This is a genomic window from Dokdonella sp., from assembly GCF_049593775.1.
Taxonomy (GTDB): Bacteria; Pseudomonadota; Gammaproteobacteria; order Xanthomonadales; family Rhodanobacteraceae; genus Dokdonella.
This window is the reverse complement of record NZ_JBAWHJ010000434.1, coordinates 1-11,873: the sequence shown is the minus strand read 5'-3', so window position 1 is coordinate 11,873 and position 11,873 is coordinate 1. Positions and strand designations below refer to the sequence as shown.

General features: G+C 58.8%; 10 protein-coding genes. 5 read left to right on the top strand and 5 right to left on the bottom strand.

The genetic code is table 11. The features are described 5' to 3' along the window. Nucleotides 1-151 precede the first annotated feature (151 nt). The 3 genes from WBP53_RS14975 (at nucleotide 152) to WBP53_RS14965 (ending at nucleotide 4,484) form a co-directional block, all read left to right on the top strand. The gene (locus WBP53_RS14975; RefSeq protein ID WP_423930329.1) at nucleotides 152-2,116 is read left to right on the top strand and encodes a TonB-dependent receptor; all 1,965 of its coding nucleotides are present in this window, start codon (nucleotides 152-154) and stop codon (nucleotides 2,114-2,116) included. Nucleotides 2,117-2,395: 279 nt separating this feature from the next. Next, nucleotides 2,396-3,181, top strand: a complete 786-nt coding sequence (locus WBP53_RS14970; protein WP_423930327.1) for a DUF2189 domain-containing protein — start codon at nucleotides 2,396-2,398, stop codon at nucleotides 3,179-3,181. A 178-nt stretch (nucleotides 3,182-3,359) separates the two neighbouring features. Then, nucleotides 3,360-4,484, top strand: a complete 1,125-nt coding sequence (locus WBP53_RS14965) for a DUF2855 family protein (protein ID WP_423930326.1) — start codon at nucleotides 3,360-3,362, stop codon at nucleotides 4,482-4,484. A 41-nt stretch (nucleotides 4,485-4,525) separates the two neighbouring features. Here WBP53_RS14965 and WBP53_RS14960 read toward each other — a convergent pair whose 3' ends face one another. Further along, nucleotides 4,526-6,382: an LTA synthase family protein gene (locus WBP53_RS14960; protein ID WP_423930324.1), complete on the bottom strand. Its 1,857-nt coding sequence runs from the start codon at nucleotides 6,380-6,382 to the stop codon at nucleotides 4,526-4,528. A gap of 504 nt (nucleotides 6,383-6,886) precedes the next feature. Here WBP53_RS14960 and WBP53_RS14955 point away from each other — a divergent pair. Then, a complete protein-coding gene (locus tag WBP53_RS14955) occupies nucleotides 6,887-7,369 on the top strand; it encodes a pyridoxamine 5'-phosphate oxidase family protein (protein ID WP_423930322.1) in 483 nt (160 codons plus the stop codon). On the opposite strand, the gene WBP53_RS14950 is transcribed toward WBP53_RS14955, so the two are convergent. Further along, nucleotides 7,342-7,866, bottom strand: a complete 525-nt coding sequence (locus tag WBP53_RS14950; protein WP_423930320.1) for a DUF4349 domain-containing protein — start codon at nucleotides 7,864-7,866, stop codon at nucleotides 7,342-7,344. The genes WBP53_RS14955 and WBP53_RS14950 overlap by 28 nt on opposite strands. 466 nt (nucleotides 7,867-8,332) lie before the next feature. Between WBP53_RS14950 and WBP53_RS14945 the strand changes: the two genes are divergently transcribed. Continuing rightward, entirely contained in the window at nucleotides 8,333-8,947 is a 615-nt protein-coding gene (locus WBP53_RS14945) for a 2OG-Fe(II) oxygenase (protein ID WP_423930318.1), read from the top strand. Nucleotides 8,948-8,977: 30 nt separating this feature from the next. Here WBP53_RS14945 and WBP53_RS14940 read toward each other — a convergent pair whose 3' ends face one another. The 3 genes from WBP53_RS14940 to WBP53_RS14930 form a co-directional block, all read right to left on the bottom strand. After that, nucleotides 8,978-9,472 (bottom strand): CIA30 family protein, encoded by a 495-nt coding sequence (locus WBP53_RS14940; protein WP_423930316.1) that lies wholly within the window; start codon nucleotides 9,470-9,472, stop codon nucleotides 8,978-8,980. A 273-nt stretch (nucleotides 9,473-9,745) separates the two neighbouring features. Next, a complete protein-coding gene (locus WBP53_RS14935; protein WP_423930314.1) occupies nucleotides 9,746-11,188 on the bottom strand; it encodes a hypothetical protein in 1,443 nt (480 codons plus the stop codon). 281 nt (nucleotides 11,189-11,469) lie between these two features. After that, a partial coding sequence (locus tag WBP53_RS14930) for a hypothetical protein (protein ID WP_423930312.1) occupies nucleotides 11,470-11,873 on the bottom strand: 404 nt, incomplete at its 5' end.

Genomic DNA, 11,873 nt, shown 5'->3' with positions numbered 1-11,873 from the left:
CATCTCGCGCGCGGGATGCTGAACGAATGCTCCCTTGAGCCTTCAGGCCCAAGCAGCATCCGCCTTCCGGCGGATCTTGTTTAACACCATCTTTACTAGACTCGACGGTCTTGCCCTCCCAATACGGGAACAGGCGATCCACGGAATTCCTATGCCTTCAGCTCTAAGGCGCAGCACGCTTGTTGCTGCGATAAGCACCGCAACCCTGTTTTCGCTCCCATCTATCGGACAAGAACCTCCCGGCAACGAAGCCAAGGCCTTGGAGGAGGAAAAATCCGAGGCGTACCTGGAAGAGTCCAGGGACCCCCTGATGCACGATACGCCGTGGATGACCGACGCCGTTCGTGTCACGGCACGCGGCACAGCGAATGACTGGCCGTCTGCGCTGGCTACGGACGTGGTGACCTACGAGAATGCCGTGGCCGCACCGGCCGATTTCCAGGATCTGGTCACGCGCATTCCCGGTATCGGGGTAACCGGACAGAACGGCATCTTCGAGACCTTTTCGATTCGCGGCAGCGGCGCCAATGGCATCCTCATCCTGCTGGGTGGCATGCCACTGACGGCGCAACGCCGGGCCGGAATTCCCGTCGCCTTCGTCGAGCCAATCCTGCTTGGTGACATCAACGCCACGCGCGGACCCGCCGTTGTCCATTTTGGCGCGGGCGCGCTCGGTGGCGCGATCTCCATTGAACCTCGCTGGTTCGACACCACGGTCGTCGATGCCGGCTATGCGACTTCGGGCAACGAATCCCTGATAGCCGGCGCCACCGGCTCGGAGAGTTTCTCGATTGCCGCCGCACGCCATCGCGCCGGCGAAAGCGAGGCGCCGAATGGCACCCCCCTCAACACCGGCTACACGCGCGAAAGTGCAACACTTCAGTACCGCACACGGGTCGGAGCTTTCGACATCGATGCGTTGCTGCTGCCTTCCCGCACCGAGAACATCGGCAAATCGAATATCCGCTATCCGACCCGTGACACCACGTATCCCGAGGACAGCCATACCCTGGGGCGCATTCGCCTGCGAAACGACAGCGGATTCCAGGCCAGTGTGCACGCGCACCAGCAGTACCTCGGCACCTACAACCAGCGCCCGGACACGCCGGACACATTCGCCGCAGTCAGCAGCACGGATTACGCGGGTTCGGTCCAGCAAACGTTCGTCACCGGCAACTTCACCAACAATATCGGCCTCGAATACCTGGGTCGACGTGACGTCGACGCCTATGACGCCAGGGGCAATGTCCATAACCGCACCTACAGTCTGAAGAACGCCAAAGAAGACACCTTGTCCCTGTTCGCGTTGACCGACTGGCGGGTAGCCTCCGATTTTGGATTCGAGTTCGGTGCGCGCACGACATCGATCGAACAGGAGCAGGCATCCGCGCGCTCCAGAGATTCCGACACCGCGTTCACCGCGGGCGCGATCTGGACACCCGGGAAGTGGAATCGACTGACCCTCAACGTATCGTCGGGCTATCGATTCCCGACGCTGGAGGAGCGTTTCTACACTGGCGTGACTCCACAGGGAGAGGTCATCGGCAATCCGGACCTGAGCTCGGAAAGCTCCCTTGGCGTTGACCTGGGTTACTCGCTGAACATCGGCAACTGGAGTGGTGAAGCGCACATCTGGCGCAGCAATGTCGATGAACTGATCCAGTTGATCGAGATCGCACCGGGCATCAACGGTTACACCAATGTAGGCAAGGCAAAACTTCACGGTGCCGAGGGCGCACTGGCCTGGATGCCCACCAACAACCTGACCCTGCGTACAACCGCTACGCTGGTACGCGGCACTGACGATATCGGCGAGCAGTTGTATGGAATCCCGCCAGTGAACGCGGATGTCGAGGCACACTACAAGTCGGAAAACTGGGATGTCAGCCTGCGCTACACACACTACTGGGCATTCGATCGCCCAGGCTTCGAGGAACTCGAGCGCAATGCCGTCAATGTTGTCGATGCCGACTTCCGCTACTATTTCACGCCCAAATTCAACATGCAGCTCTACGTGCGAAACGCGTTCGACGAACTCTATTTCGCCACATCCGACGAGCTGTCGACCTACGCACCCGAGCGCTCGCTTGGCGTCAATCTGCACTGGTCCATGTAGTACAGGCGCGAGTCTGCTCCGCGTGAAGCGAGGGGTCGCCATTGCGGCCCCTCATCGTTTGCACTGTTCGACAGCACCTTCGGATTCGAGCCGCCACGCCGATGCTGATCAGTTCGGAACCTCAACTGCACACCCACCGCGATTGAAAATCGCCAAACGGTGCCTGAGCATCGGATACTCGGAACCAGCCCGTCGGCAGTTGCGCGGCTGGCATCCCGGCGCAAGGGTTGCGATTATCGACTGATGCCAGCGGCTGATCTCCCAGCGAGGTGCGTGGTCTTGAGCGAGTCTCCCGAGAAAAGCGAAACCCCGGACGATCCGGCGCAGCGACCGTTCGTCGTCCCCTGTCGCAAACTTGATCTCGCCGCACCCTGGCGATGGTTGAAACTGGGTTGGCAGGATCTGCTCCGGACCCCGGGCCTGAGCGCTCTGTTCGGCCTGGTCATCGTCCTGGTCAGCGCCCTGATCTCCTGGTTCGCCTGGACGCTTGGCCGATTCGCGTTGCTGGCTACCCTGCTCTCCGGATTCGTCTTCGTCGCCCCATTGATTGGAGTTGGACTCTATTCCGTCAGCCGCTCGCTGCTGAATGGGCAACGCCCCAAACTCGCCGATTCGATGAGTGTCGTTCGCAGGGTACTCGGGCATGCCGGAGTTTTCGCACTGGTCCAGTTCGTGATCGTCTTGATCTGGTCGAGGTCGGGCATGCTGCTCACTGCATTCTTCCCGGATCAGCAAGGCAATCTCGACGAATTCATCGAGTTCCTTCTGGTCGGGTCGGCGATAGGTTCTGCCTTTGCAGCACTCACGTTTTCGATTGCAGTCTTCTCCCTGCCAATGATTGCCGATCGCAATGTCGACATGGTCACCGCCTGCATTTCAAGCATCAACGCAGTCCTCAGAAACAAGCTCGTGATGCTCGAATGGGCGGCGATCATCTGCATCCTGACAGCCTTGGGTTTCGCAAGCGCCTTGCTCGGACTCGGCATTGTCATGCCCTGGCTCGCCTATGCTTCGTTCCACGCCTATCGTGAATCGATTGACGCTTCGGGGTGGCCCGAAACGTGAACCGGCGCGGACTCAGTCGAACAACACGCTCGCCGACGCTAGCGATCAATGCTGCAGAATGGAGAACGCTGATTTCTCCGATCATTTCGCCATACGGAACTTCGATCCATTTCCGGATCGGATCCCGAAACGTCGTCCAGGGCGGTAAGCTGTTCTTTCCTGCTTCTGGAATCCAGTCATGACCCGGATCAACACGCTCACTCGCCTGCAGTCGCGAAAGAACGCGCTTGGAGAGTCACGGCTCGCGCATGAACCCATGCCTCAGCTGGAAGAAGGCGAAATCACGGTTCGAATCGACCGATTCTCAATCACGACCAACAACGTGACCTACCTGACGTTTGGTGAAGCACCCATTCACTACTGGTCGTTCTTTCCTGCCGGCGACCCTGACTGGGCCCAGATGCCAGTGTGGGGGTTTGCCGAAGTCATCGATTCCGCGGTTCCGGAAATTTCCTGTGGCGAGCGCTTCTACGGATTTTTCCCGATCGCCAATGCGCTGCGACTTCGTCCCGAGCGGCTTACGGAAAGAGGCTTCTTCGACGGCATGCCGCACCGATTGGCGCTGACATCTGCCTACAACTTCTACACGCGATGCAGTACCGACCCGGCCTATTCGCCAGAACTTGAAGACTATCAAGCTCTGCTGCGTCCGTTGTTTGTGACCTCATGGATGCTGGCCGACTACCTCGAGGACAACCGGTTCTTCGGTGCAAGGCAACTGGTGGTTTCCAGTGCATCCAGCAAGACAGCCTATGGAACCGCAGCATGGCTCGACGAACATGCCGACATCAGGCAGGTGGCGCTGACATCCTCTGGCAATCTCGAATTCGTCAATGCGCTGGGCTGCTACTCGCAGGCGCACGCTTATGACCAGCTTGAATCCATTGCCAACGACCAGCCAACCCTGTATCTCGATTTCTCGGGCGATGCCGCATTGCGCACCCGAATCCATCAACACTTCGACCATGAGCTGGTCCACGACTGCCTGGTTGGCTTTACCCAGACCAGCGAAATGATCGCCAGGAACCAGCCCGCTCTTGCCGGCCCTGCACCGAGGTTCTTCTTCGCACCCGAACAGATCCGCAAGCGTACTGCAGACTGGGGACCAGCAAGTTTCAACGAACGCTTCAGCGCCGCTCAGGGTGGATTCATTGCCCGTCTCAGCGACCCGAAGAATGACTGGATGACTGTCGTCGAGCATACCGGCATCGAAGCTGCACAAGCCCTGATCAGTGATCTGGTGGCAGGGAAGATGGATCCTCGAGCCGGCCACATCGTGAGGCTGGCCGGTAACGTGGACTGAAGCCTCGTCACTCGGACCTCGCTGGCTGATCAGGCACTTCGCTACGGCTCACGCTGCCGGCCATCAGCGAACATTTCCCACGAGAGCTGAAACAGAGCCTGGGTATCCCGCTCAAGTTCGACGTTGGCACTCGCAGAAACAAGCTGATCGAACGCCGGCTCGTATCGCTCGGTGTTGACCGCCTTGCGAAACCCCAACGTCGCAAGTTCGCCGTCACGCATCATGGCAATGTTGCGATTGTGGTTGAAGATCGCGTAGCCATCATCCGGCCCCATGCGCAGGATGTCCCGGCCCGGAAGCCAGGATTCATAGGACAAGTGCAGCAGGCCCAGCACGGTGGGCCCGATGTCCACCTGACTGACCAGTGTGTCGACGCGCCCGGAAGCGATGGCGTCTGCGGCATGGACGATGAAGGGAATCTCGTAGTTGGACACCGGAATCTGTGCACGACCGTAGACGCGAGCACCATGGTCGCCAGCGATAACCAGAAGGGTGTCCTTGTACCACGGCCTGCTTTGCAACTGATCGAAGAATTTCCCTATCGCATAGTCGGCGTAACGCACGCCCGCTTCGCGCCCACCACCTTCTGCCTGCACGCCCGGGATGCCCTCGGGGAACAGATAGGGCCGGTGGTTCGACGTGCTCATGACCAGGGAAAAGATGCGCTCGCCGCGCTCGATCTGCTTGTCGAATTCGGCAAGGGCGTTGTCGAACAGCTCTTCGTCGGCAATGCCCCAGATGGTGGCGAACTTTGGAGCCGGCATGTCGGTACGATCGAGAACACGCCATCCATTCCCTGCATAGAACGCATTCATGTCGTCGAACGTGCCATAGCCGCCATAGATGAATGTTGGCGCATAACCTTGCTTGCGGGCGATCGTCGACAGGTTGAACAGGTCCTCGTTGCCTGTGCGCTTGACCACTGACTCCGGTGGCACAGGTGCCAGCGATGTAGTCAACGCTTCCATTCCGCGCACGGTGCGTGTGCCACTGGCGTACATGTGGGTGAAGCTGAGGCTCTGCGCTGCAATGCGATCGATGTTCGGCGTAAACCCCTTGCCTCCCAGGCTGCCCACGAACTCCGAACCCATCGATTCTTCGAAGAGGAAAATCACATGGAGCTTCCGCGGCGGACCAAGATCCGAATTGTCGACATTGCGTGCGAGTGGATTTCCCGTTGCTTCGGGGGTAGCCAGATAGCGCGTGTTCGATTGCTGGACCAACCTGCGCACACGCGTGATTGCTTCGGCCTCGGGCAAGGTCGCGTAGTAGCGGTCATAGTCGATACGTGCATTTCTCAAGGCGCTGAAGAATGAGTACACGCCATTCGCGGCCACTTCATCGGCAACGCGATTTTCCTGAAGGTCGCGAGCAGATTCCAGATTGACCATCCACGCTGAAACGGCTGTCAGCGCGAACAGTGAAAGCGTGACAATGCTGCGACGGCGAAACGTAGCCAGGCCCTCGAATCCATGCGCGATTCGTTTCCGCAAGAGGAATGCAATCAGCAAACCCGACAGGACACAGCCAGTGAGTACCATATCCACAGGATACGAATCGCGGATGTTTCCAAGAACCTCGGTCGGATAAATCAGGTACTCGACAGCTGTGTAGTTGAAGCGCGAATTGAACTCGTCAAAGAAGAAGTATTCTGCAGCAACAAGATAGAACAGCCCGAAAATTGCTACCGCAAATCCGAGATAGACCGTGGCCCGACCTGGCCACGACGCATACCAGCGGGCCGGCATCAGCCAGATCCAGAGTGCGAATGGCAGACAGAGGTACAAACCGGCAAGCGCATCCAGCAGCAGGCCGACGGCGAACACATAGGGAAGATCAGACAGGGCAATCTGGCCTGCGTGCAGGCTGATGGCGGAAAGAACGGCCCGCGTTGTCAACGAGGTTGCCAGAACCAACAGCCACAACAGGACCAGGTGTCGATACTGTCCGCAGCGGGAATGCCCGCGAGAACGAGATTGACCCATCATTTGATCACCTGACATCCGCTTGTCGACTCCTTGAGAGGGCTGGAGACGCAAGGCTAGAGGGGAAGTTGTCAAAGCCCTCTGGAGATCATGTGAATTTTTTGTCGCCCGACAAGACCGCGGATGCGAATTGACCCACTTGTCGAAGCCCGGTCCGGGAGTCGCCCGGCCCCACCCTTCCTGCGGATGACGCAGCGATCCAGGATGGCACAACGCCGTCCCTGGATGGATCGGCCTGGACCCTGCCAGGTCGGGAGAGCCCACGTTCTTGCAGCGCGTGTACCCCGTGCCGTTGAACGCCACACACGAAAACCACCTGTTCCTCGATCACGTTCCCGCAGTGTTCATGCGCACGGCCTTAAATCTTGAACCCGGTATAGCGGCCACCCGCTCCCCACGACATCAGGAGTAGAACGCATGACTGACAAGAAAGAACTCGAGAAGAAGCTTTGGCAAGCCTTGAAGTCCGACCGCACGATGATGCTCGGCATCGACGGCGCGGAAGATGGCCATTCGCGACCGATGACGGCCTGCATTGAAGAGGAGCACGGCCCGATATGGTTCTTTACCGGGCGACCCAATGCAGTGGTCGAGAAGCTTGGTCCGGACTCTCGCGCTATAGCTGCTTTCAGCTCCAAGGGACACGAGCTGTTCGCCAGCATTCATGGTCGCCTCAGCATCTCGCAGGATCGCACCGTGATCGAGCGTCTCTGGAACCCGTTCATCGCCGCGTGGTTCGAAGGAAAGTATGACCCCAATCTGGTATTGCTGCGCTTCGATCCTGAAAACGCGCAAGTCTGGCTCAACGAATCAAATCTTGTTGCGGGCGTGAAGATGCTGTTTGGGGTCGATCCGAAAAAGGACTACGCCGATCAGGTTGGTGACGTCGATATGCGTTGAGTCGCGCGACGCCACAACCAGCGCCACAGGAGTGCCAGCGGAAACAACGCAAGAAGGAACGGGAACCCGTAGGCAATCATGTCAATCGCTTCGGATACCCCTTCGGCGAAAGAATCGAGACTTCCGGAAAGTGATCGCCCGACGGATGACCAGCGGGAATGACCCTCCATCGTGCTGAACTGGATGATCAGCAGATTGGTCTCGGTCCTGTGCTGGAGATTGGCCGATGCCCGATCGAGCTCGGCCAGACTTGCTTCAACCCTGGCAAGCTCGTTTGCCAGGGCGATCATGTCAGCGACGGCACGACCCGATCGACCCTGGAAGTCGAGGAGTCTTGCCTGTTGCGAAACGAGTTGGTCCTTCCGGAGATCAGTGTCCGCCACGACTTCCGCGAGATCCTCTGCGCATTCCCTGGGTCGGTACGTGCAGTTGTTATTCTGCATAGCGATCAGGATGCCGTTTGCCACCCGGAAACCGTTCGCAACAACGCATGCCATGCAATCGCCACCTGCACCTTTGCCAAGCATCCGGCGCCTCAGCCTTTTGAATGGACGCAACCATTTGTTCACACCGCGCGATTGAGAACCAGTGTCATTGCGCTCGCCGTCCCGTGGAACGCTCCAGCTCGAGTTCCTTCTTGCGCTTTCCGACCATGTGCATGGTTTCCAGGTGACGACCACTATCGATCCTGTTCATCTCACGGGCAGGCACCCTCACGATGCGATACAAGCGCTTTTTCCGAACCGGGCTTTTCCGCGTTGATCAGTTGCATGTTTCTATCGCGGGTTGGCTGGACCCAACCGGCCCAATCCAGATGTGTCCCAGCAGGAAGGACTTTCGCCTTGACAGAGCCACAAGCTGCTACTGTGGCCAACCTTCGGAGAACCGCATGTTCAAGTCGCGCGACCGCGTTGAACGGCTTGACGATCTGCGCCCGGTTCCCCGCCCGCCTGGCCACAGTTGGTGAGCCTTCTAAACGACAGGATCGTGGAGTCCATTGCCACCACTGGCTGCTACGTGGGCGATTCAATTCTCGATGCAGCACTGGTGATTGCCCTGCGCGGTCGCCTGCTTGTGCTGCAGGCGCGACAAGGCCTCGTTGCAGCGCAAGTAGGGCGCGCCACGAGCCTGACATCCACGACAGAACTGCGCGGCGACTCGATCGCCTGGCTAGACGAAAACGCGCTGGCCCCTGCGGAATCGCGTGCCATGGAGCTGATCAACAGGCTACGCGCTGCACTCAACGAAGCGCTCTACATCGGCGCAATCGATACCGAGTGCCACTATGCACGCTACCCGATTGGCGCGTTCTACAAGACCCATCTCGACCGCTTCGGCACCCACGACCTGCGCGTCGTGTCATTGATCTTCTATCTCAATGCACGCTGGCAGGATCATCATGGCGGCGAGCTCCTGATCCATCATCAATCGAACAAGTCCATCGAACGCGTGCAACCACGATGCGGCACGATGGTCGCGTTTCTCAGCGCCCGGTTTCCTCACGAAGTATTGCCTGCTACGCGACCGCGCCTGTCGCTGAGTGGCTGGATGCGCCGACGAGCCCTTGTGGGTCAGTAGTCGATTCACTGGCGCTGCCAATGCCGAGTCTCACTCCACGGCAATCCAGTCGATTTCCAGAGAAAACGGTCCTTCCTTCTTGTCGCCGACGAGCACACCAATTTGTCGGACCTTCGAAGGATCGAACGGCGGCCCTTCCAGCACGGTCCCGCGTACGCTAGGCCGCAACGCATCGAAGCCAACACGTACTTCGATCCACTTTCCGGCGACCGTCACGAACTCGGCACCATAGGACACGGCCAAGCCAAGGTGTTGCGCATCCGTGGCGAGTCGAACCTGATAGACACGGCCATCGCCACGAACACGCAGCAACACGGCGGAAACCTCCGACAGATCAACAAGGTAGTCAACGGTACGGATTGACGAGAACCCACCCCCGTTCTCGAGCGACAACATGCCGGCGAACTGCAGCGCGCCGTCCTTGAGAGTCGGCCCGCCACTTGAACGCCCACCCATCACGCCGTCGTTGACGGCCACCCAACGCGGTTCGGAAGGGTTGATGTCGAATTGAGTCAAGGTACGCAAGGAAGCCTCCCGGGGTGTCATGACCAACGTCACCAAGGCGGTGAGCAGTACCAGCGAAACACATGCAAAGGCAGGTTTCCATCGACTCTGTCCAGATCACCTCAGAACTGAATCCAGTCGCCGGGCTTCGGCTTCCCGGAAGTTGTCAGGCCAATGGTTGTTCCAGAATGAAGCCTTGCCAGCTACGCGACTTCGCAGGTTGACAAGCAGTCAAATTCAAGCCAACAACTGCGTTCTCTGATCCGTGCAGTGCATTGGAAAGGACTGAAGGATCTAACTGCTCGGTACTGGAGAACGGTTCTCGGCAGCCGCTGCTCCGCGTTCAGCGCTCACCGGAATCTCGACAGGCATCTCTGTCGGGAGGTCAAGCTGATAGGGCGGCGCGAACCAGAATGGAATCTGGTAGACGGCCTTCTCACTTTCATCGGCCGAATCGGCGGTAGACGCCCAGGTGACTGTAAGCTGGTGTGCGCCGGGAGCAAGCCCTGCCAGAGCAAGGTATCCCTGGATGCCGCGCAATCCGATATCGCGTCGCTCCGAAGCGATAAAGCTGGAAATGTCCACGGGCACCCCATCCAGACTGACGGTCCAGAGCCGGGCCAGGCACTGAAGTCGAAGCGCCGCAGTGGTGGTGTCGGCGCACTGGTCACGAATCGCCTGGTTGTCGCGATCGGGTACGTAGGGCAGGAATACGCGCAAGAAGGAGTCTGCAACAAGGTCGGACGGAATCATCGGCACATGAAGCAGCCGATCCTCCTCTACGCGGAGATTCTCGTAGCTCGCCGAGCGCAGCCCATTCGCGACAGACATCTCATCAAGATAGGCATAGTCGCCAAATGGTGCGAACTGCTTCGCCAGTCGCGGCTGGGAAACGCCGATCAGCACAGTCGAGAAGAGAATCGCCGCGAACGCAAACGTAAATGTGTATCGCGGAAGGTTCGATTCAAGCGTCAGTTGAACGGGCAGCATCAAGCGCTGCGGCATGAATACCGACTGCACGGAAATCAGCGCTCGAACAAATTTTTGTAGCCATGCAGGCGGTGCAGCATTGGCACCTCGCAACAGTGCCATCCCGCGATCAAGCACCGTGGCCAGTATCGGCATGCCGATAAACACGAGCGCGAGCGCGCTGACCAGGTCATCCACCGACCCTTCGGGCAGACCGAACAGATAGCCTGCGAACATGCCCAGCAGGATGATTCCGAGCAGCAGCGAGCCCATCCACATGATGGACAAGGCAACCAGGCTGATCATTGCGAAAATGATGGACGCAACGCGATCTGCGGCGCCGATGGACGTTTCCAGATCGACGAGTCGGCGCTGTTGATCCTGACGCGCAATGGGTCCGAGGCTGCGCAGGCTTTGCCATCGAATACCGTCGGGAAACACCGCTTTCAGTCCGATCAGTCCTACCCAATAGGCGCGCACGGCGAGGTGCAGCAGAAACGCACCCGCCAGCGAATAGCTCAAACCGATTGCCAGCGGAAACACCATCAACACGACGGCGAGTCGTTCACCTTCAAGATGCAACGCATACCGCATCCAGTGGTCGAAGAGCCAATTTGGCAGGGCAATCAATGCCAGCAGACTGATACCCGATATCAGCAGTTCCAGCTCGTCTGTCCGTTCGCGCAGCTTTTCGAAGGCGACTCGGGGGGATGGGCTGGTTGAAGTCGCAGCAGAGTCAGCCGCGTCCATCCGATTCTTATCACTCACTGGCGCTCGCCCTCGCAGATTTACGAGCCCGGAGTGTAGCGAAAGAGAGCTGCAACGTTTGCCATTCGTGCATGCTCGCGCTAAGCATTACAGGTAGAGGTTGCCCGAAATGCAAGCGCAATCCGAGCCTGGACTGGATCCCACTGAATCCAGTGGTCCCCGGATGCTGGGGACCTGGCTTCAGCTATACGAGAACAGGGTGAGAACCCCCTCAGTTGGAATCACGCCGACTGCCAGCGCATCACTCGGAGAGCCTCCCGCGGTTCCTCAAAAGCCAGCGGCTAGTCGAACACAGACGCGTCGCTATCGAAATCACCCGAAAACAATTCGTCGCGCATGCGTAGCAAGAGTCGAAAGACACCCGCTTCGCTTCCAACCCCTGCCAGCCAGGACCCGTTGCCCAGATCCTGAACCGCCAACTGGTTGCGATCTCCCAAGCCAACACCCATGTACTCTGATGTGGCGAGGACGCCTCCGCCAATGCCATCGACAAGCATCAACCTGCCCTTGGCAGCGATCAGCAACTGACGACTATCCGAACCAAGCGCAAGCACTGCACTAACGGACTCGCCCACATCGATCTCGCGAAGATAGTTGCGGGTAGCAGCATCATGAAAGCGCACGACCGAGCCGGAGTACAGTGCAAGTTCTCGCCCTGCTTGCCCAAACTCGATCAGGGCTGCGC

What these genes read in the sequence shown, in the direction of transcription:
- WBP53_RS14975 (WP_423930329.1), top strand. Translation starts at nt 152, where the DNA reads ATGCCTTCAGCTCTAAGGCGCAGCACGCTTGTTGCTGCGATAAGCACC.
- WBP53_RS14965 (WP_423930326.1), top strand. Translation starts at nt 3,360, where the DNA reads ATGACCCGGATCAACACGCTCACTCGCCTGCAGTCGCGAAAGAACGCG.
- WBP53_RS14955 (WP_423930322.1), top strand. Translation starts at nt 6,887, where the DNA reads ATGACTGACAAGAAAGAACTCGAGAAGAAGCTTTGGCAAGCCTTGAAG.
- WBP53_RS14950 (WP_423930320.1), bottom strand. Translation starts at nt 7,866, where the DNA reads ATGGCATGCGTTGTTGCGAACGGTTTCCGGGTGGCAAACGGCATCCTG.